The organism is Streptomyces sp. CNZ301 (assembly GCF_004217425.1).
Genome location: NZ_SHLG01000001.1, coordinates 4,687,832 through 4,707,972, shown reverse-complemented (window position 1 = coordinate 4,707,972; position 20,141 = coordinate 4,687,832). Strand labels below are relative to the sequence as shown.

Below are 20,141 nucleotides of genomic sequence, written 5' to 3'. Positions count from 1 at the left end.
AGGAGCACGGGCACGTGATCGGCTGGTGGGGGGTCGCCCCGAAGTACCGCCGCTGGCAGGAACGCAGCAGCCACGAACAGGTGGAGGCGTCCACGCGGTGGATGCTCGTCGCGTACGCCTGGATGACGCTCGTCGGCTTCGTCGTGCAGCTCGTACCGGATGTGGGCCCCGGTGCTCTTCCCCTCACCCTCGCCTGGACCGTCCTCGCGCTGGGCCTGGTGCAGTGCCTGCTGTGCACGGGCCTGCTGCACCAGGCCGTCGACAGCTATCTGGGCACGAGCAGCGTCACCGGCGCCCGGCTCGCGGTGCCGGCGGCTCTGGTGGGTGCGACGACCGCGCTGACGGTCGCGCTCGTCGCGATCGGCGCGGTCGAGGGCGGACTGAGTGTGGGCCTCGGGCTGCACGGGACGCTGGCGCCGTTCGCCGTCACCTTCGGTGTGGCTGTGCCGAGGCGGACGGCGGCGCTGGCGCTCTGCGGCTACCTCACCGCCACGGCGGCCGCGCTCGCCGCGGCGGGAATGCCGGGGGCGGGCGTGCTCGCGGCACTCGCGGTGGCGGGCCTCGGCGGCCTTCTGTCCGTCTTCACCGGCCGCTCCTCCGCCTGGTACATCGCCGTCATCAGGGAACTGGAGGAGGCGCGCGGCGTGCAGGCGAGGCTGGCCGTCGCCGAGGAGCGGCTGCGCTTCAGCCGCGACCTGCACGACGTGATGGGGCGGAACCTGTCGGCCATCGCGCTCAAGAGCGAACTGGCGGCGCAGCTGGCGCAGCGCGGGGCCGACGCCGGGGCCTCCGTCGAGCAGATGACCGAGGTGCAGCGCATCGCCCGCGAGTCGCAGTCGGAGGTGCGGGCGGTCGTCCGCGGCTACCGCGAAGCCGACCTTTCCACCGAACTCGCGGGCGCCCGCGGGATTCTGCGCGCCGCCGGCGTCGACTGCCGTACGGACAACGGCGGTTCACTGCTTCCGGCCCCGGTCCAGGCCGCCCTCGGCTGGGTCGTGCGGGAGGGTGCGACGAATGTGCTGCGGCACGCGGACGCGACATGGTGCACGGTGTGGGTGGGTACGGACCCGGCGGGCGGCAGCGGCCTGCTGGTCATGGAGAACGACGGCACGCGCGGCCGGTCGCCCGGCGGGCGCGCGGGCTCGGGCCTCGCGGGCCTGCGCGAACGTCTCGACGGGGTCGGCGGCACGCTGCGCGTGGCAGGTGACGGCGAGCGCGGTACATTCCGGCTGACGGCCGAGGTCCCGCTGGCGGCCGGGAACGGAACCGAGGGCCGGGACGGGACCGCGGACGGGACCGACGGCCGGAACGGAACCGAGGGCCGGGACGGGACCGACGGGAACGGGACAGCGGACCGGTACGGGGTCCGCGCAGAGACCGTCACGAGCCCGGCAGGCACGGACCGGGCCGGCACCACCGGCGCTTGCAGCACTTGCGGCACCGGCACCCACGACACCGGCACGCACGGGAAGGACATGGCGGAGTGAGCGGCGGGCGAGACGGGGGCAACGACGGCGGCGGCCCGGACGGCGGCATCCGCGTGCTGCTCGCCGACGACGAGCATCTGATCCGCGGCGCCCTGACCGCACTCCTCGCCCTGGAGGAGGACCTCACGATCGTCGCGGAGGCTGCCTCCGGGCCCGAGGCGATCGCCATGGCCCGCGCACACACGCCGGACGTGGCCGTGCTGGATCTTCAGATGCCCGGCGCCGACGGCGTCCAGGTCGCGACACAGCTGCGCGACGAACTGCCCGCGTGCCGGACGATGATCGTGACGAGTCACGCCCGTCCCGGCCATCTCAAGCGCGCGCTCGCGGCAGGCGTGCGGGGCTTCGTACCGAAGACCGCTTCCGCGCAGCAGCTCGCGGAGATCATCCGCGCCGTGCACGGCGGAAGCCGCTATGTGGACCCGGAGTTGGCGGCGGACGCCATCAGCACCGGTGACTCGCCGCTGACGGCCCGCGAGACCCAGCTGCTGGGCCTCGCGGCGAACGGAGCTCCCGTCGCGGACATCGCGGAGCGTGTCTCGCTCACGCCCGGGACGGTGAGGAACTATCTCTCCGCCGCGACCGCGAAGCTGGGCGCGGAGAACAGACACGCGGCGGCGCGTATGGCACGCGAGCGCGGCTGGCTCTGACGCGGGGCCCGGGTCCCGCGTCCCCCGACCGCGTCCGCGTGCGTATCGGGGCCGGGCGGCGGTGCTCCGGGATGCGCCCCGATGCGTCAACCAGGCTCACACGCGGACGAATTCGGACCATTCAGCAGCGGTGCACCATGACGGGACAAGCATTCCCGAGGCGGATATCTTTGGCTATCCTCTGCTTACCCTCATGCCAATTCTCAAAGATTGAGGTTTACTTGAGCTTGTTCAGCGGCAAACCGTAAACAGGCTTCGACCGACCGCAAGATGGTCCAGGCCTTTTTCCTGCGTGGCATGAAGCTGACGCTCCGCGTTGCAGCAAACTGTCACGGATTCCCCTTCTGCCGCGCACTCCGTGCTGGCATCTTCATCCCTGCGGAAGCGAACCTGGGCATTCACGGGGAGGCAAGCGTGCGCTAGACCCGCTTCGCTGCAGTTTACGGTGACGACCGAAAGCTCAATCGACGGGGGCTCCGCGCCCGATGACCACCCTGAGCTACCTGGCTTCGACCACTTTCGCGAGAAAACAGCCAGTCATGTCCCACAGGCTCGGAGGAAACCCATGCTGGAAGAGAAGCTGAATCTGCAAATTCAGGACCAGCTGCACGAGGACCACGAGGGCGAGATCGCCGAGGAAGCCGCTCCGGTTCTCGCCACCCCCGCACTCGCGGGCGCCTTCGTCGGCGGCGCGGCCGTCGTGACCGGCGCGTACGCGGCCGGCAAGGCCGTCGGCTGACCAAGGGCGTTACCCCGGCCGGCCAACTCGGTCCGGCCGTCGACCACTTCCTCCCCCCAGGGGCTCAGGGCCCGGGGAATCCGGAGGATCCAGAACAGAACAGGAGTGCGCACATGAAGGATGTGACTTCGCAGATCAACGAGTCGGCGGAACTCGCCTCTGTCGACATCGCCGACGCCGAGGGTGTCGTCTTCACCGACTACACCCCGGTGATGGGCACCCCCGGCGCCTTCCTCGGCGGCGTCGCCATCGCCTCGGCGACGGTTGCGGCCTTCGAAGCGGGCCAGGACTGATCCCGGCTCGCACCCGCTAGTCGCACGGCCCCGCAGTACCCCCTTCTGCAGGGCCTTGTGAGATCGGGGGCTCCGCCCGGTCGGCCGGTCCTGACACCGGCCGACCGGGTCACACCATCACCGATGAAGATTTCTTTCAAGACGCCGAATTGGTCTTGGCCGGGGATTTCCCCACTCCTTCCTGATTCTTTGCACTCGTCGCAGCAACCGACTTCGCACCGCGCCGTCCGCCGTTGACGCGATTCAGACGCCACCCCCCACTCCGACCCACACTCGCCACCCCCCTCTCGGGAACACGGGAACCGAGGAGACCGACGTGAAATCGCTTGCCAAAAAGCTGACCTCGACATTTCTCGGACCTGTTCCGGTCTCCCGCGGCCGCGCGCTCGCCATTTCGGAGCGGCTGACGGCAGTGACGTCGCTCACATCGAGCCTCGAATACATCACCCACCAGCGGCAGATACGCAAGGGCGGACTGAACGACTGGACCATCGCCCGCGGAATGCACGCCTCGTCCACCCGGCCAACCCGGCGCATTCTGGACGCGGTCGGAAATCCCGGGACGACGCGGGCGCTGCACGTCGCACGCATTGCCGCGAGCGCCGCCCTGCTGGCGCCCGGAAACGCGCGCTGGCGCGGGGCCGCCAACATCTTCCTGGGGCTGAGCAACGCGGCCCTCTATCCGCGCCACCGCTACGGCACCGACGGCTCGGACCAGGTCTCCTCGTTCGTGCAGACGGCCGCCGGCCTGGCCCGTCTGTCGACACAACCCGCCGTGCAGGACGCCCTGTTGTGGTACGTGGCGCTCCAGGCGAACCTCTCGTACCTGGTGTCGGGCTGGGTGAAGCTGCTGGGGCAGCCCTGGCGTGACGGCTCCGCGCTCAACGGCATCATGCGCACCCGCACATACGGGCACGAGGGGCTGTGGAACCTCACCAACCGCTACCCCGTGCCGGCCCGTTACCTCGCTCACGGCGTGCTGGCACTGGAGTGCCTCTTCCCCGTGGCGTACCTCAAGGGCGGCATGCTGGCACGGCCCGTCATGGCGAGCGCCGCAGCGTTCCACGTGGCCAACGGATACTTCATGGGGCTCGGCCGCTTCATCACCGCCTTCGAGGCGATGCACCCGATGGTCGCGTACACCAGCACCCCCAGGAGCCACCCCGCCGTGGCGGGGCGCGACGACCGGATGCTGAAGGCCACGGCCTCCATGGCGGCGATCGGCGTGACCGTCGCCGGTTTCCTCGCGGCGATGCGGCGCATGCGGGCCACGGACCCCTGGCCCCACGGCCGGGTGCTCACCACCCGCCACGGCAACGAACTCCACTACAACGAGCGGATCTCCGAGGACGACAGCTCTCCGGTGCTGGTATTCGGCACCGGCATGATCTCCACGATGGAGCACTTCGGCTGGATCACCGACAAGCTGGTCGAGGAGAGCGACTACGGGATCATCACCTACAGCCGCGCCGGCTACGGACCGAGCAAGCGCCGCAGCAGCAGCCCCTTCACCCTCCAGGAGTCGGTGGACGACCTGGTCGACCTGGTCGGGGGCGCCGTGGCGAAGGGACGGCCCGTGTATCTGGTCGGCCACTCGCTGGGCGGCGAGATCGGCCGGCGGGCGGCGGCCGAACTCGGCGACCGCGTACGGGGCGTGATCTACCTCGACAGCTCGCACCCGGACGAGCTGTCCCGCTCCAAGCAGCAGAAGGAGTCCGCCGACCGGCTCAAGGAAGGCCTGAACATGCTGAGCGGCAGCCTGCGGGCCGGGCTCGGGGCCACGCTGGTCCGTCCGCGCTGGGTCCACGACCTGCCCACCGAGGTGCGCAGCCGCGCCTTCGCTCAGTACGCGGACAGCAGGCTGTGGCGGGCCGGGCTGCGCGAATGGGACGCCACCGAGGCCGACTTCCACCGGTTCAGCGGCGATCTGCCGCCGATCGCTTCGCACGCGCTGGTGCTCTCGGCGCAGCGGACCGTCGACCGCGACCCCGAACAGCTGCTGATGCACAACGAACTCGGCGCGGCCCACCGGGGCGAGGGTCGCATCGTCCGCAACTCCGTCATCGAGGCGGCCGATCACGACACGATGCTCACCGACGCACGCCTCGGCGGGGAGGTGGGCCGCCGGATCCTGGAGTTCCTGCGTGAGGCCGAGGGCGACGACGGGAACGGCGGCCGGGCCGGGGGCAAGCACAGCTCCAACGGGAACCAGTCCAAGGAGGCACGATGACCAGCACCCGAACCCCGGCTGTTCCCGGTTCACTCACGGGGACCCTGGTGCGCGCGGCCCGCGGGGCCCGCTCCGGTCTCTCCACCGCGTTCACCGGGCCGGGCGGCCTGACGCGGGCGGCGGGGGCGGCGCTGCTGCTGGGCACGCTGTCGGCGCAGCACCCCAACCCGCTGTTCAACAAGGCCCAGAAGATGGACATCTTCTCGGCCATGTTCCCCAACTGGCGCTTCTTCGCGCCCACTCCGGCGCAGCACGACTACCACATCCTCTACCGGACGCTGAATCACGAAGGGGAGACCTCCCCCTGGCGGATGGTGGAGGTCATCGTCGGCCGCAAGCTCCCGCAGATGTTCTGGTTCCCGGGACGCCGCCCCGAGAAAGCCATCTTCGACATCGTCACCGAACTCATCACCCAGCTCGACAAGGGCTTCAGCGGGATGATGAAGCTGCCCTCCTACCGGATGCTCTGCGCCTATCTGCGCCACCGCATCCGTGAGGACGGCAACGCGGAGGGCGTGAAGGGCTTCCAGTTCACGCTCGTGCGGGCGACCGGGTACGAGGAGACCGAGCCGGAGGTCGTCTTCGTCTCCCCGTACACCCAGATGAAGGGTCCGGACGAGACGGCGGCCGGCGGCACCTCCGGCTGGAGCCCGTCCTACGAATCGCACATAAGGGACGACTCACGCGGGGAGGTACCCGCACAGCCCGCCTGAGCAGCAGTACGCACAAGTGTCCGCCTGCGCGCCTGCGTCGGCGGGTGAACCACCACCGGATTCCGAAAGGGGTCGAAGCACATGAGCATGGGCTCGATCGTCATCTTCGTCATCGCCATCATCGTCGTCGCCGCCATCGCGCTGAACGTCTCGAAGAAGAAGAAGTAGGCGCCCCCGGCCCCGAGAACACACGGCAAGCCGGACGACCCGAACCGCCGGGGAACCCGAAAGCCCCGGCGGAGCACAGCGGAAGACCCGCACCACAAGACCGAGAGGGGGCCCCTGATGAGCTCTGTGGACGACATAGGCTACGGGCGGCAGTTCGGAGACTTCTACGACCGGATCTTTCCGAGCGGCGCCTACACCGAGCCGACCGTGCGCAAGCTCGCCTCCCTGCACCCCAGCCCCGGTGAACGCGCCCTGGAACTGGGCGTGGGCACCGGCCGGGTGGCGATACCCCTGGCCCAACGGGCCTTTCCCGTCACCGGAGTCGACTCCTCGCCCGAGATGCTTCAGCAGCTGACAGCGAAGGCGAAGGAGGCCGACGCCGACGTCGAAGCGGTGCACGGCGACATCCGCAAGTACACCGACGACGCCGAGTACAAGCTCGTCTACTGCGTCTGCGCGACCATCTCCATGGTCCTCGAAGCCGACGACCAGCGGGCCGTCATGCAGCACGCGGCCGACCGGCTCGCTCCCGGCGGCGTCCTCGTCGTGGAGACGTCGAACCCGGGCGGCCTGCGGGCCCTCCACGAGGGGCAGCAGCGCACCTCGTACTTCATCCCCTACCCGGAGCCGAACACGGGGCTGCTCACGTACTCCACCGTCTTCGAGGACCGCAGCCTCTGGCACGCCTCGCACATCTGGTTCGAGGACGGCAAGTCCTCCGTCGGCTCCGAACTGGCCCGGCTCACCACGCCGGAGGAGGTGGACGAGTACGCGGCAGCCGCCGGCCTGAAGCCGGTCGACCGCTGGGCGGACTGGGAGGAGACGCCCTACGCGGAGAACTCCCCCATGTTCGTCAGCACCTACACGACGAGGTGACCCCGGCATGAGCAGCACCGTGGAGGCGAAGGACACGACGGAAACCGAGGCCCCCCGGGCGGAGGAACCGCCGGAGCACCTGGGCCCGGCTCACGCGCGCAGACGGCGGGGCGGCACCGGTCCGGCCGCCGTCTGGTACCTGGCGCGTCGCCACCGCGGGCTGCTCGCCGCGGGCATCGTCATCGGCCTGGTCGGTGTGACGGCGCAGCTCGCGCAGCCGTACGCGATCGGGGAACTGATCAAGCAGGCGGCGGCGAACAAGCCGCTCACCATGGCGGTCCTCATCCTCGTGGGACTGTTCTGCGTGGACGGCGCGTTCTCCGCGCTCCAGTCGTACCTGATCGGGCGGGCCGGGGAGAACGTCGTCTACGACGTGCGCATGCTCCTCACCAGGCGCCTGCTCCACGTGGACCTCGCCGCCTACAGCAAGCAGCAGCAGGGAGACGTCCTCACACGCACCGTCGCCGACACCTCGCTCGCGAAGATCGCGCTGTCGCAGAGCCTGGCGCAGCTCGTCATCAACGGCTTCACGGTGGCGGGCGGCGTCGTCGTGATGTTCCTGATCGACGTGTGGATGATGCTGATCACGCTGGCCTGCCTCGGCATAGCCAGCGGCGTCTCGCTGATGCTGGCACGCAGCGTGCGCAGGGCCGCGGTCGTCAACCGCGAGGACACCAGCGCCTACGGCTCGGACGTGCAGCGCGCGCTGTCGGCGCTGCCCACGGTCAAGGCGTCCCGCGCCGAGAACCGCGAGACGCACCGCATCGGCCTGCTGGCCTGGCGGGCACGCAACTCCGGGGTGCGGGTCAACGGACTCAACGCGCTGTTCATGCCTGCCATGAACGTCGGTACGCAGGCGGCGCTCGCCGTCGTCGTCGGTGTCGGCATGACCCGTGTGACCCGGGGGACGATGTCGATGGCGGACCTCACCGCCTTCGTGATGTATCTCTTCTACATGGTCTCCCCCCTGGTGCTGTTCTTCCTGGCCATCGGCCAGTTCCAGCAGGGGCGCGCCGCGATCCGGAGGGTCGACGAGCTCACCACGCTCCCGCAGGAGGGCGGCGTTCTCGACAGGATGCGGCACCGGGCGAAGCCGCCGTCCAGCGCGTCGCTCTCGGAGGACCAGGACGCCGTCGAATTCCGCTCCGTGCACTTCACCTACGGCGGCAAGGACGCCGGCGCCGCGAAGGCCGCGAAGAACGGGAAGAACGGCGGCGGAGCGGCGGGCGAGACCACCGACGAGCAGCCGGCCGAGACCCTCACCGACATCACCTTCTCCGTGGCCGCCCGCGGGATGACCGCGGTCGTCGGACCGTCCGGTGCGGGCAAGACCACGCTCTTCCAGCTGATCGAGCGTTTCCACGCTCTCGACTCCGGAAGCATCACGGTCGGCGGCAAGGACATCGAGACCATGCCGCTGGCCACGCTCCGCGGCCTCGTCGGCTACGTGCAGCAGGACACCGCGGCCATGCGCGGCACCGTGCGCGACAACGTCGTGTACGCGAAGCCCGACGCCCGCGACGAGGACATCCGCGAAGTCATCGAACTGGCCGGTCTCACCAAGGTCGTCAACGATCTGCCCCAGGGGCTGGACACCGAATTGGGCGACCAGGGCAGCGGACTCTCCGGCGGGCAGCGGCAGCGCCTGTGCATCGCGCGTGCGCTGCTGCAGAAGCCGGCGGTGCTCCTCCTCGACGAGGCCACCTCCCACCTGGACTCCGACTCCGAACGGGAGTTCCGCGAGACGCTGCGCAAGGTCTCCGCCCGCTGCGCCGTGATCGCGATCGCACACCGCATCTCCACCGTCATCGACGCCGACAAGATCGTGGTGATGAACGAAGGCCGTGTGCAGGCCACGGGCCGGCACGACGAGCTGATGAAGCGGGACGCGCTCTACCACCGGCTCGCCAACTCCCAGCTGCAGGCCGCCACTTCCGCCGCCTCGTGGCCCATGGACCCGTCCGGGACGGCGGTGTCCGCGGACACCGCGAGCCGGAACGGGACGCCCGTGGCGAACGGCACGCCCGTCGGCGGGCCGCGGTGACACAGGCCGTCGACGCGGCGATCGTCGGCACCGGCCCGAACGGGCTCGCCGCGGCGGTGACACTCGCGCGGGCAGGCATGCGCGTCGAGCTCCACGAGGCCGGGGAGTCCATCGGCGGCGGTCTGCGCGGCGAGGCGTACTTCGACAGCGACGTCCTGCACGACGTGTGCTCCGCCGTCCATCCCATGGCCGCCGCCTCGCCGTTCTTCCGCGAGTTCGACCTCACGGTGCGCGGCGTGGAACTCCTCGCCCCCCGGATCGGCTACGCGCATCCGCTGGACGACGGACGCGCCGGCCTTGCCCACCCCGACCTGGACGCCACGTGCGAGGGCCTGGGCGAGGACGGCGGGCGCTGGCGGCAGTTGATGGAGCCGCTGGTCGAACACAGCACGGGCCTGGTGGACTTCATCATGAGCGGCCAGCGTGCCCTGCCGTCGGACCCCGTCGCACCGCTGCTCCTCGCGGCGCGGCTGCTGCCCCGGCGGCTGCTGAGCGGCTTCCGCGGGGACATCGCGCCGGCGCTGCTGACGGGAGTCGCCGCGCACGCGGTGGGCAAGCTGCCGTCCCTCTCCGCGGACGCCGTCGCGATGCTGCTGGGGCACCTCGCCCACGCGACCGGCTGGCCGCTGCCACGCGGCGGCAGCGAACGCATCGCCCGGGTCATGGCGGACGACGTCCGCGCGCACGGCGGGACCATCCACACCGGCTCGCGCATCAACAGCCTGCGCGAACTCGGCCACGCGCGTGCCGTCCTGCTCGACACGACTCCGGCCCAGCTGCTCGCTCTCGCCGACGGCCGTCTCCCGGCCGGCTACGCACGGCAGTTGAGGCGTTTCCGATACGGGCCGGGCGCGGCGAAGGCCGACTTCCTCGTCTCGGAGCCCGTCCCGTGGACCAACCCGGACGTGGGCCGCGCCGGCACCGTCCATCTGGGCGGAAGCCACACCGCGATCGCCCGCCAGGAGCGGCTGGCGGTGCGGGGCGAGGCCACCGACGAGCCGTTCGTGCTGCTCGTGGACCCGGCGGCCACCGACCCCGGGCGGGCGCACAAGGGCAGGCGCCCCGTGTGGGCGTACGCGCACGTGCCGAACGGCGATCCGCGCGACCCGGTGGCCCTCGTGCGCTCACGCATCGAGAGGTACGCGCCCGGCTTCGGCGACACCGTGATCGCGGCGCGCGGCGTCTCCGCCCGTGACTACGAGACGTACAACCCCAACTATGTGGGCGGGGACATCGGGTCCGGCGCGATGACGCTGTACCAGTCGCTGGCACGGCCGGTCCCCAGGCTCGACCCCTGGCGCACGCCGCTGCCCGGCGTCTTCCTCTGCTCCGCCTCGACGCCGCCCGGGCCCGGCGTGCACGGCATGTGCGGCCATCTCGCGGCGCTCTCGGCACTGCGGCACCGCTTCGGGGTGCGTGAGGCGCCGTCGCTGGCGCCGTCCCTGGGACCGGCCGCGTCGGGCGCCCGGGCCTGAGCCCCCACGCGGGCCTGAGCGCACGCGGGCCTGAGCGCACGCGGGCCTGAGCGCACGCGGGCCGAGCGCACGCGGATCTGAGCCTCGCCCGGACCGCGCCGGGGGCCCACTCCCGCATCCGTCCGGCCGGGCCAACCGGCCTCCGCCTCCCGGCCGTTGGCCCTGCCCGCCGGCCCGGCGCCGGTTCCTGTTCCGCCGGCCCGGCGCCGGTTCCCGCCCGTGGGTCACGGGCGACCGCTCCGCCGGTCAGATCCAGCCGCGCTCCCGCGCCAGCAGCGCCGCCTGCGGCCGGTTGCCGGCACCGAGCAGCTGCATCAGGTCCGCGATGTAGCGCCGGTACGTACGTACGGACACACCCAGATCGCGCGCTCCCGCCTCGTCCTTGCCTCCGGAACACATCGCGCGCAGCACCATCCGTTCCAGTTCCGAAGGAGTGTCCGCGTCGGATCTCCACTCCCCGAGCAGCGACGCCAGATCCTCCGACTCGGCCCAGATGGACTCGAAGAGGGCGAGGATGTTGGAGACGAGTCCGCTCTCCTGCGCGAACAACGCGCCCGGGGCGGTGTCTTCGGGGTCGACGGGGACGACGGCCGTGCGGCGGTCGTACATCTGTATCTTCGCCGTGGTGTGGGTGACCAGCCGCACCCGCGCCCCGTACGACTCCAGCTCCCGCAGATATGCCACCGTCGGCTCGTGGTCGAGGGCCTTGCGGACGAGAACGGTGCGCACCGTCAGCCCTCTTCGCAGGCAACGCAGCACGCGTGGGCGAGCCTCGTCGATCTCGTCCTGGCGCAGCGCGACCCCGGGCTCCACGAGGGCGACCTCCTCACGGGCGAAGAAGGCCAGGTCGTCGATGCGGTCGCGGATCTTCGTCGGGTCGGTGACCTGCTCGATGCCGACGACGGCGGGCTCTCGCACCTCGCCCCGCTCCGCACGGAGCGACGCCACCAACGGCTGGAGCTGCGTGACACGTTGAAGCTTCTCGTGCAGTTCGTGCAGGCGCAGATCGAGCAGCCTGGCCACAGCCACGTCCGGATCCGCCGCGGCGAGCCCTTCCTCTCCCGCCTGGCCTCGCCCGCGGGTGGCGCCCACACATCGCAGCAGGCCCAGTTCACGCAGCCTTCGAAGCTCCCTGCGTGCCGTGTTCGGAGGCAGACGGAGCTGGTCGATCAGGCCGTCGAGTCCTATGCCGGGCTCCCTCAGACAGAGCCGGTACATGTGTTCCTGCTCCTCGGTGAGACCCAGATAGGACATCTCGTTCGTACCCACGGTGAATTCCCCCTGCCCGGCCGCCCCGCCTGGACCCGTGCACGTGGGCGGTGGTCAGAAGTTGAGCACCCACATGCGGAACAGAACACCGAGCATAGAAAAAACGAAGGCGCCGAACACCCCTCGGAGGGATACCTTTTCGAAAGGGCCCTTCATTAACTGCGCATCTGCCCCCGTATGCACCCTCCCGGACGCACGATTCAACTCCAGGTGAAGCGCCGTGCGTTCAGCTCGTGGATCACACCGGCATGCGCAGGCGCCTCACCGCGACGGATAGTCGGACACGTCTTAGGCCCAGCCGAGCCCCGTGAGCATCCGGTAAGCCTCCGCGTACTTCGCGCGGGTCTGTTCCACGACGCTCTCCGGGAGCGGCGGCGGAGGCTCCTCCCCGCTCCTGTCCCACCCGGACTCAGGGCCTGACAGCCAGTCGCGGACGAACTGCTTGTCGAACGACTCCTGCGCCTGGCCGGGCTGCCACTTGTCCGCGGGCCAGAAGCGGGAGGAGTCGGGGGTGAGCACCTCGTCACCCAGTACCAGGCCGACGTCCGACTCGGCCTGCACACCGATGCCGTCTCCGCCGCCCGCTCCGTTCGCGTACCCGAACTCGAACTTCGTGTCGGCGAGGATGATGCCCCGGTCGAGGGCGACGTCACGGGCGCGCTGATAGACCGCGAGCGTCAACTGCCGCAGCTGGGCGGCGGTCTCCGCGCCGACCTCGCGCGCGACCTCCTCGTAGCTGACGTTCTCGTCGTGGTCGCCGACCGCCGCCTTCGTGGCGGGCGTGAAGATCGGGCCCGGCAACTCGGAGCCGTCGGTGAGCCCTTCGGGCAGTGCGAGCCCGCAGACCGTGCGGGTCTGCTCGTACTCCGCGAGACCCGAACCCGTCAGATAGCCGCGCGCGACGCACTCCACCGGGATCATCCGCAGCGAACGGCACACCATGGTGCGCCCCTCCCAGTCGGCCGGGGCGCCCTCGGGCACGTCGGTGCCGAGGACGTGGTTGGGGACGAGGTCCGCGAGCTGCTCGAACCACCACAGCGACAACTGGGTGAGGATCCTGCCCTTGTCGGGGATCTCGGTCGGCAGCACCCAGTCGTACGCCGAGATGCGGTCGCTGGCCACCATCACGAGGTCACCCGCCTCGTTGCGGTACAGGTCGCGCACCTTGCCGGTGTGCAGATGCAGCAGGCCCGGGACCTGCACGGGGTCGGGCTTCTCCACGAATCCGGACACGGGTCCTCCGGGGTCGGCTGAGGATCTTCCCCGGTGTCCCGAGGGCACCTCCCCGGGGGTCCCTCCCAGCGAGGAGAAGCCAGGGTGAGAAGCCGGGGAGGAGCACGGCGGGAGACACCGGAGGAAGCGGTTCAGCTCCCGATTGTCCCGTACGAGGGGTTCGCACACCTCCCGGGGGGCCGCCGGTCCGGGGCGGCCCCCGGGACCGCTTCCGGCGCCGGTCGGCTCCCCGTGGGCGTTTCGATGCCCGGCCCCGACGCCCGGCCCCGGTTGCTCGGTGCCGATGCCCGCCCCGATGCCGGGCCCCCGTGCCCGGCCCGGTTGCGGCCCCGTCCCTCAGTTCCGCTTGCTCACCCGGTCGAGCAGGTTGGCCGTCGCGCGCTGGATGCGGGGATCGACATGACCGGGCCGGTCCAGCGCCGGCGACCAGGCGAAGGTGCCGGAACAGAAGACCAGCGCGCCGGAAGGGGCGCGGTAGAGCGACGTCTCCTGGTGACGGCGGACGCCCCGCACGTCGCGGTACGGGGAGTGCGCGAGCAGCGCGCGCTCGGAGTGCTCCGGCAGGCTCGTACGGGGGAAGTAGCAGTCGGCCTCCCCCGCGACCAGGCCGGGCAGTTCGTCTCCCTCGGCGGCCCCGGTCGACTCCCACAGCCAGTGGTCGCCGTTGCGCACCACCAGCGGGTACGGACGGGGCACCTGGCCGGTGTACTGGATGCCCAGCACGAGCTGTTCGGGTTCGCCCATGGTGCGCCACTGGGCGGCTCGGCCGGGGCCGCGGCGCTTGCGGCACGTCAGCAGCCGGTCGGGGGCGCCGCCGGGCAGCGGGTCCAACTGCACCTGCCAGAACATGGTGTTGGCGGAGAGGAAGACCAGGGAGGTGCCCGCGTCACGCGCCCGCTCCACCGCACGACGCATGGGCACCGTCCAGTACTCGTCGTGGCCGGGGAAGACGACGCCCCGGCAGCGGGACGGATCGACGCGGCCCGCGTGCAGATCGCGGGCGTCCGCGTATGCGAGGTCGTAGCCGTGGCGCTCGGCCCAGCGGATGAAGTCGTAGGCGTGACCCACGTGCAGGGGCAGGCCGGCCCCGGCGTACGGGCGGTCGAAGGAGACCGTGACGGCGGCGTCCGCCTCGCCCAGCAGCCGGCCCTCCTCGTCCCATGCGTGGTAGAGGCTGGCGCCGGTGCGGCCGTCCTCGGGGAAGAGGTTGTAGGCCTGCCACGTGATGTCCGGCATGACGAGGAGAAGATCCGCGGGGGTGCGGTCGCGGACGGTGAAGGGGATGTGCGAGCGGTGGCACCCGTCGGCGGTGGTGAGGACCGCCACGTAGGCGCCGGTGGACCAGTCCTCGGGAATCTGCAGCCGCCAGGAGAGCCACCAGTGGTGGCATGAGACCGTCTTCCCGGCGGCGAGCGGGTCGGGCTGGCGGATGCCCGACAGCCGCGGGCTGGTGGTGATCTTCCTGGCGCCGTCGCCCGCGTAGTGGCCGATGCGGTAGATGTCGACGCCGAAGGACTGGGGCGGGTCGACGGTGATCCGGAAGTCGAGCGACTCGCCGGGGGCCGTGCCGCCGTCGCTGCCCGCGAAGCCCTTGATCTGGCAGTGCAGGTCATCCGCGGTGCGGGGGCGGCCGACGCCCGGGCTGCGCCGGATCCGCTCGCCGGCGAGCACGTCCTCGAGGCCGGTGTGGTCCACGTACCAGGGGACCATGCGGCCGTTGTCGAAGTACTGCTCACCGAAGCGCAGCCAGGGAAGCGGCCCCTGCCCGAACGGATCCGTGACCGCGTGCGCAAGCGCCCCGGACTCCCATCGCCGGATGTCTGCCTTGCCCACCTCTGCCCCAACCCCCCTGCTCGTCGACGCCCCCGACAGAGCCGCACCGTCACATTACGCGAGCGGCACGTCACCGCCCGGCATCATACGAGGCGTACGGGCTTGTCCGGCCTGACACCCACGAGTGCCATCCACTCCCGCAGCAGCTCGGCGTCGCCGCCCTCGACGAGTTCGAGCACGGGGCCCGTGAGGTCGGCCGTGCGCACACCGTCGACGATCAGCGCCGGGCCGTCGAGCCAGTCGAGACCGGGGGCGGCACCCGCGGTGTCCACAGCCGCGCAGCAGATCAGCGCGGTGACGTGCTCCGTCATCAACTCCCGCCCGCTGCGGGGCTCATGGAGCGGGAGGCCCATGGGCGAGACGCCGGCGCCGTCGCCCGAGCCCGCTATCAGCGGCGCCACGAGAGCGTCCTCCCACGACTCGTGCGACGACTCGCGCGCGACGGCGGCGCCTATGCGGGCGGCCAGCTCCTCCGTGCGGGCCTCCGCGCCGCCCGCCAGCCACTCCATGATCCGGGCCGGCGTCGCTCCACCGTCGACTGCGCCGCCGCCCGGCCGGTCCAGCGCCGTCAGGTGCGTGAAGAGGCGGGACGCGCGGGTGCGCCAGATGCGGTCGACGACCTCCTCCGGATACTGCTGCCAGTCGACGGGCGCCCAGTCCGGGCCCGGCTCCGGCGGGCCGCCGTGGAAGAGGCGGGCGGCGAGCAGCGAGACCGCCTCGTCGACGGCACCCGGCTCGTCGAGCAGATCGCAGGCGGGTCGCTCGCCGAGACGCGAGGTGAAGCCCTCGGCGAGCCTGTCGCGGTGGGAGAGGTCGGTCAGCGCCGAGACAACTCCCGCGTCGAGGCGGGCCGGCCACCGGCCGATGCGCCAGGCGGGAAGGGCGACCCGCGTCAGCAGCCTGTCCCAGCCCGCGTAGGCGAGGCCGACCTGCTCCTGCGCCGCCGTGCGCAGCGCCTGATCCACACCCTGTGCACGGGCGGCGGCCGCTGCGGCGACCCCGCGCTCCATCTCGGCCGCGTGCTGCGCGCAGGCCCTCAGCATCAACCGGGCGCAGCCGCCCGCGAAGCGGAGCCACGCGCGGCGGGCCGCGGCGCCGGGCCCGCCCGCGCCGGAGCGCCCGGCGTGCACCTTGTCGGCGACGGCGACGGCCGCGTCCAGCCCTCGCACGAAGCGGCGGGCGGCGGCTATGTCGGGGTGCAGGGAAGGCCCCGTGCCCGCGACCACGGGCGCCAGCAGGGCACGCAGCTCCGCCACCCTCATCCACCACAGGAACGGCGAGCCGATGACCAGGACGGGGGCCACGCGCCCCCGTGTGCGGTGTGAGCGGTCCTCCAGCCAGCTGTCGCAGTCCGGGGTGAGCGCCACGGCGGAGGGAACCGGGACCTCCAGCCGCTCGGCCAGGTCCCGCACCAGGTCGTACAGGTCGGCGGCGGAGCCCTCCTCCACGGGGACGGTGGGGGAGACGGCCGGACGCGACCGTGCGATCACGGCCGCGACGCCCCCGGCCACCGCCAGGGCCAGGGCCGCCAGGCCGCTCACGGCGAGCCGGACGCCCGCCCAGCCGGGGCCGATGCGGCCCGTCGTCTCGGCGGCGAGAAGTATCACCGCGGCGGCCGCGGGCAGCAGCGCGAGAGCGAGCGCCGTGCCGCGGATGCGGAGCACGGAGAGAGCGTGCGAGCGCGCGGAGCGCGTCCCTGCCTGGCGGCCCACCACGAACTGCTCACCCCCATCACGACGTGTCCGGTTTCCCGGGTTTCGGTGGTCCCACTGTGGCACCGCGCGCCGACACCGCAACGTGCGCAGGGCCACTCGGGACACAGCCGGGAACAGGGCCGCGAACGCCCATACGGCTTGCGCGGAACCCTAGTTGGGGGGCCTTTCAGCCGTCAGCCGCTCCGGTGTCCGGTCACTCGATGGAATGGCTTTGGGCAGAGCTCTTGCGTCATCGGGGGGTGAGCGGGGTGCCCACCCTGCCCCTGTCTGCCCTTTATGGGGAGATCGGTCGACTATGGGCGTGCAGTCCGGTATGGGCAGACGGGCCGCCCCGCCCGTGGCGCGCGGGCCGTCGGCGCCGTCACTCCAGGGCGGGCGGCCACCGCCCGGACCGGCCGGCGCTTCCGCGGCCCCGCTCCGCGGCCCCGCTGCCCTGGCTCCGGGGCGGCCCGGGGGCGGCCCGGGGGCGGCCCTCGGCGTCGCCTACTGCTCCGCCGCCCGGGCCGCGATGTCCGTCCGGTGGTGCGAGCCGTCGAGCCGGATGCGCGCGAGCGCCCGGTAGGCCCGTTCGCGTGCTCCGGAGAGCCCCGGCCCCGTCGCGGTGACGGACAGCACCCGGCCCCCCGCGCTGACCACGCGCCCCTTCGTGTCCCGCTTGGTGCCCGCGTGCAGCACGTAGGCCTCGGGTGCGTCCTGCTGCGCCACCGCGTCCAGCCCCTCGATCACGTCACCGGTGCGGGGAGTCGCCGGATAGTCGCGCGCCGCGACGACGACGGTGACAGCGGCCTCCTCGCTCCAGCTCAGCGGCGGGAAGCCGGCCAGCCCTCCGGTGGCCGAGGCGTGCAGCAGCCCGGCCAGCGGCGTCCGCAGCCGCGCCAGTACGGCCTGGGTCTCCGGGTCGCCGAAGCGGGCGTTGAACTCGATGACGCGCACACCGCGCGAGGTGATCGCGAGCCCCGCGTAGAGCAGCCCGGAGAACGGCGTTCCGCGGCGCCGCAGTTCGTCGACGGTCGGCTTGAGCACCGTCTGCTCGACCTCCCGCACGAGCTTCGGGTCGGCCCACGGCAGCGGCGAATAGGCGCCCATTCCACCGGTGTTCGGGCCCTCGTCGCCGTCGTAGGCGCGCTTGAAGTCCTGCGCGGGCTGAAGCGGCACCACGGTCTCGCCGTCCGTCACCGCGAAGAGTGAGACCTCGGGCCCGTCCAGGAACTCCTCGATGACCACCCGCTCACAGGCGCGGGCATGGGCGCGGGCCTCCTCGATGTCGCCGGTCACGACGACGCCCTTGCCGGCGGCGAGCCCGTCGTCCTTCACCACGTACGGAGGACCGAAGGCGTCCAGCGCCTCGTCGGCCTCCTGCGGCGTGGTGCACAGGCGGCTGCGGGCCGTCGGCACGCCCGCCGCCGCCATGACCTCCTTGGCGAACGCCTTGGAACCCTCCAGCTGCGCCGCCCGCGCCGAGGGCCCGAACACGGCGATGCCGCGCGCCCGTACGGCGTCCGCGACACCGGCGACGAGCGGCGCCTCCGGTCCGATGACGACGAGGTCCGCCCTCACTTGCGGCGTCTCCGCGAGCGCCCCGACCGCGGAGCCGTCCGTCGCGTCCACGGCGTGCAGCGTGGCGACCTCGGCGATGCCCGCGTTGCCGGGTGCACAGTGCAGCGCGGTGACCTCGGGGTCGAGCGAAAGAGAGCGGCACAGGGCGTGTTCGCGGGCGCCGCCGCCGATGACCAGAATCCTCACGGGAGCAGCCTAGACGTCGGCCTGCGCGTCCTTCACGGGGCACTCTTTCGAGTGAGAGCGGAATCCGTCCTATACCTGAACAGTGCGCATTTCGGTGGTACTTCATCCTCAAACTGGCGTTGCGCCCCCACTTATGGCGGTAGGAAGGGCCCTTCGAAAAGTCGTCGTCGTGGCGCGTGTGTTGTGGGGTGTGGCGGTGAGCAAGCCGAAGATGCGGCCCGGGGCTGGACGGGCGTTCCCGCTCGGTGACTGGGGTGAGCCGGGGGAGCGCCTCGACGAGCTGTACGTATGGGTGGAGCAGCGCGCGCTGTTCGTCGCAGACTGGTATCTCTCCGACCGCACCTGGAAGCAGTGGGGCGCGCGTGCCCTGCGCACCGGTGTGTCCCTCGGCGCCGCCGGCGCCGCGGTGCTGCCCCTGCTGACCCTGACCGGGACGCTGCCCGCGCGGCACGCCGTGTGGGGCTATCTGGCGCTGCTCGGTGCCCTGGCGTGCGTGTGCGCCGACCGGTATTTCGGGCTGACCTCGGGCTGGATCCGCGACGTCGCGACGGCGCAGGCCATCCAGCGGCGCCTGGAGACCCTGCAGTACGACTGGGCGTCGGAGTCCGTGCGCGAGATGCTCGGCCCGACGGAGGGCGGGGCGAGCGAGGCGGCGGAGCGCGGCCTGTCGCTGCTGCGCCGCTTCACCGAGGACGTCTCGGAGATCGTGAGGAGTGAAACCGCCGACTGGATGCTGGAGTTCAGGCCCGCTCCCGCGGCGCCGGTCCCGCAGGCGGTCGGCACCCGGGCGGCGCGCCCCGCGGAGGTCTGCGCCGCCGGACACAACGTGCACCGCTTCCCCGCCCCGCCGGGGTTCCGGCCGAGCATGCCCCGCCAGCGTCCGCCCGAGGGGCCCCTGTGACGGTGCCCCCGGCCCGTTCAGGGCCGGGGGCGGCCGCGCACTTCGCGTCAGCTGAAGACGATCATCGACCCCTGGGCCAGGCTCCGCGTGGCCGCCGCGTGCAGCCCCAGCCACACGTGCCGCTCCCGCGCGAACGGCCCGTCCCCTTGGGCGACCGGCGTCTCCGCCGGCTCCTCCAGGTCCGTGGGGCGCGTGGGGGCCTCCGGCACCGGCGGCGGCGCGGCCGGGTCGATGCCCAAGTACGGTGCGACGGCCTCCAGTTCACGCAGCAGACCGTGGCTGGAGCCCAGTGGCCCGCCGCCGTCTATCAGTTCGTCGTTCGCGAGCGGCACGGGGAAGTCGAGCGGGACGTACGCCCCCGCGTGGTCGTAGTGCCACACCAGGTGGGACTGCTGCACCGTCGTCTCGAACATCTCCAGCAACTGCTCGTAGCCGCCGCCCAGTTCGTCGACGGGCGTGACCTCGAGATTGCACATCTGCAGGATGTGCGCGCGGCGGAGGAAGTGGAGCGCGTCGTAGTCGAACCCGGCGACGGGCGCCACGTCCCCCGACAGGCCCGGCATGTAGTTGTAGACGGGCACGGGCGGCAGTCCTGCTTCCGTCAGCGCCTTGTCGTACGTGGCGATCTCCTCGGCGAAGGGGTTGTCGGGGCTGTGGCACAGCACGTCGACGAGAGGAACCAACCAGAGATCACAGGCCAAGGGATTCTCCACCCTCCCCTTCGCTTCGCCGGGGGGATTCCCGGCTCGGTCGCAACAGCGTAGTGCCGTGG

The 20,141-nt window shown here is 71.8% G+C and carries 16 protein-coding genes; 10 read left to right on the top strand and 6 right to left on the bottom strand.

Annotation, left to right across the window (positions count from 1 at the left end):
* Positions 1 to 14: 14 nt before the first annotated feature.
* The 9 genes from EV375_RS20280 to EV375_RS20245 all read left to right on the top strand — a co-directional run bounded on the left by EV375_RS20280 (position 15) and on the right by EV375_RS20245 (position 10,675).
* Positions 15 to 1,487, top strand: a complete 1,473-nt coding sequence (locus EV375_RS20280; RefSeq protein ID WP_486588601.1) for a sensor histidine kinase — start codon at positions 15 to 17, stop codon at positions 1,485 to 1,487.
* A complete protein-coding gene (locus tag EV375_RS20275) occupies positions 1,484 to 2,137 on the top strand; it encodes a response regulator transcription factor (protein ID WP_486588600.1) in 654 nt (217 codons plus the stop codon). Before EV375_RS20280 ends, EV375_RS20275 begins: the two co-directional genes overlap by 4 nt.
* Before the next feature lie 565 nt (positions 2,138 to 2,702).
* The gene (locus EV375_RS29210; protein ID WP_165434778.1) at positions 2,703 to 2,876 is read left to right on the top strand and encodes a hypothetical protein; all 174 of its coding nucleotides are present in this window, start codon (positions 2,703 to 2,705) and stop codon (positions 2,874 to 2,876) included.
* 113 nt (positions 2,877 to 2,989) lie between these two features.
* Complete coding sequence (locus tag EV375_RS20270) at positions 2,990 to 3,169, top strand: hypothetical protein (protein ID WP_130300694.1); 180 nt, start codon at positions 2,990 to 2,992, stop codon at positions 3,167 to 3,169.
* A 316-nt stretch (positions 3,170 to 3,485) separates the two neighbouring features.
* Positions 3,486 to 5,399 carry an alpha/beta fold hydrolase gene (locus EV375_RS20265; RefSeq protein WP_130300693.1) on the top strand — a complete coding sequence of 638 codons (1,914 nt, stop codon included), beginning with the start codon at positions 3,486 to 3,488 and terminating at the stop codon, positions 5,397 to 5,399.
* Entirely contained in the window at positions 5,396 to 6,112 is a 717-nt protein-coding gene (locus tag EV375_RS20260) for a hypothetical protein (protein ID WP_207228197.1), read from the top strand. Before EV375_RS20265 ends, EV375_RS20260 begins: the two co-directional genes overlap by 4 nt.
* A gap of 285 nt (positions 6,113 to 6,397) precedes the next feature.
* Positions 6,398 to 7,156 (top strand): class I SAM-dependent methyltransferase, encoded by a 759-nt coding sequence (locus EV375_RS20255; protein ID WP_130300692.1) that lies wholly within the window; start codon positions 6,398 to 6,400, stop codon positions 7,154 to 7,156.
* Between the two features lie 7 nt (positions 7,157 to 7,163).
* Positions 7,164 to 9,200 (top strand): ABC transporter ATP-binding protein, encoded by a 2,037-nt coding sequence (locus EV375_RS20250; protein ID WP_130300691.1) that lies wholly within the window; start codon positions 7,164 to 7,166, stop codon positions 9,198 to 9,200.
* Positions 9,197 to 10,675, top strand: a complete 1,479-nt coding sequence (locus EV375_RS20245) for a phytoene desaturase family protein (protein WP_130300690.1) — start codon at positions 9,197 to 9,199, stop codon at positions 10,673 to 10,675. The genes EV375_RS20250 and EV375_RS20245 overlap by 4 nt, the downstream gene beginning before the upstream one ends.
* A 246-nt stretch (positions 10,676 to 10,921) precedes the next feature.
* Here the strand turns inward: EV375_RS20245 and EV375_RS20240 are convergent, their stop codons facing one another.
* From EV375_RS20240 to purD, 5 genes are all read right to left on the bottom strand, one after another.
* Positions 10,922 to 11,944 carry a helix-turn-helix domain-containing protein gene (locus EV375_RS20240; protein WP_130300689.1) on the bottom strand — a complete coding sequence of 341 codons (1,023 nt, stop codon included), beginning with the start codon at positions 11,942 to 11,944 and terminating at the stop codon, positions 10,922 to 10,924.
* 288 nt (positions 11,945 to 12,232) lie between these two features.
* Positions 12,233 to 13,177 carry a phosphoribosylaminoimidazolesuccinocarboxamide synthase gene (locus tag EV375_RS20235; protein ID WP_130300688.1) on the bottom strand — a complete coding sequence of 315 codons (945 nt, stop codon included), beginning with the start codon at positions 13,175 to 13,177 and terminating at the stop codon, positions 12,233 to 12,235.
* A 336-nt stretch (positions 13,178 to 13,513) separates the two neighbouring features.
* Positions 13,514 to 15,010, bottom strand: a complete 1,497-nt coding sequence (locus EV375_RS20230; protein ID WP_130300687.1) for a N,N-dimethylformamidase beta subunit family domain-containing protein — start codon at positions 15,008 to 15,010, stop codon at positions 13,514 to 13,516.
* An 83-nt stretch (positions 15,011 to 15,093) separates the two neighbouring features.
* Positions 15,094 to 16,674 carry a hypothetical protein gene (locus EV375_RS20225; protein ID WP_486588599.1) on the bottom strand — a complete coding sequence of 527 codons (1,581 nt, stop codon included), beginning with the start codon at positions 16,672 to 16,674 and terminating at the stop codon, positions 15,094 to 15,096.
* Between the two features lie 534 nt (positions 16,675 to 17,208).
* Positions 17,209 to 18,468 (bottom strand): phosphoribosylamine--glycine ligase, encoded by a 1,260-nt coding sequence (gene purD / locus EV375_RS20220; protein ID WP_130300686.1) that lies wholly within the window; start codon positions 18,466 to 18,468, stop codon positions 17,209 to 17,211.
* A gap of 211 nt (positions 18,469 to 18,679) precedes the next feature.
* On the opposite strand from purD, the gene EV375_RS20215 reads away from it, so the two are divergent.
* Complete coding sequence (locus EV375_RS20215; protein WP_130301985.1) at positions 18,680 to 19,369, top strand: SLATT domain-containing protein; 690 nt, start codon at positions 18,680 to 18,682, stop codon at positions 19,367 to 19,369.
* A gap of 47 nt (positions 19,370 to 19,416) precedes the next feature.
* Here EV375_RS20215 and EV375_RS20210 read toward each other — a convergent pair whose 3' ends face one another.
* Positions 19,417 to 20,070 (bottom strand): hypothetical protein, encoded by a 654-nt coding sequence (locus tag EV375_RS20210; RefSeq protein WP_130300685.1) that lies wholly within the window; start codon positions 20,068 to 20,070, stop codon positions 19,417 to 19,419.
* Between the last annotated feature and the right edge of the window lie 71 nt (positions 20,071 to 20,141).

Bases quoted from the DNA above. Each gene is read 5' to 3' on its own strand.
- EV375_RS29210 (WP_165434778.1), top strand. From the start codon at position 2,703: ATGCTGGAAGAGAAGCTGAATCTGCAAATTCAGGACCAGCTGCACGAG.
- EV375_RS20270 (WP_130300694.1), top strand. From the start codon at position 2,990: ATGAAGGATGTGACTTCGCAGATCAACGAGTCGGCGGAACTCGCCTCT.
- EV375_RS20260 (WP_207228197.1), top strand. From the start codon at position 5,396: ATGACCAGCACCCGAACCCCGGCTGTTCCCGGTTCACTCACGGGGACC.
- EV375_RS20255 (WP_130300692.1), top strand. From the start codon at position 6,398: ATGAGCTCTGTGGACGACATAGGCTACGGGCGGCAGTTCGGAGACTTC.
- EV375_RS20250 (WP_130300691.1), top strand. From the start codon at position 7,164: ATGAGCAGCACCGTGGAGGCGAAGGACACGACGGAAACCGAGGCCCCC.
- EV375_RS20215 (WP_130301985.1), top strand. From the start codon at position 18,680: ATGCGGCCCGGGGCTGGACGGGCGTTCCCGCTCGGTGACTGGGGTGAG.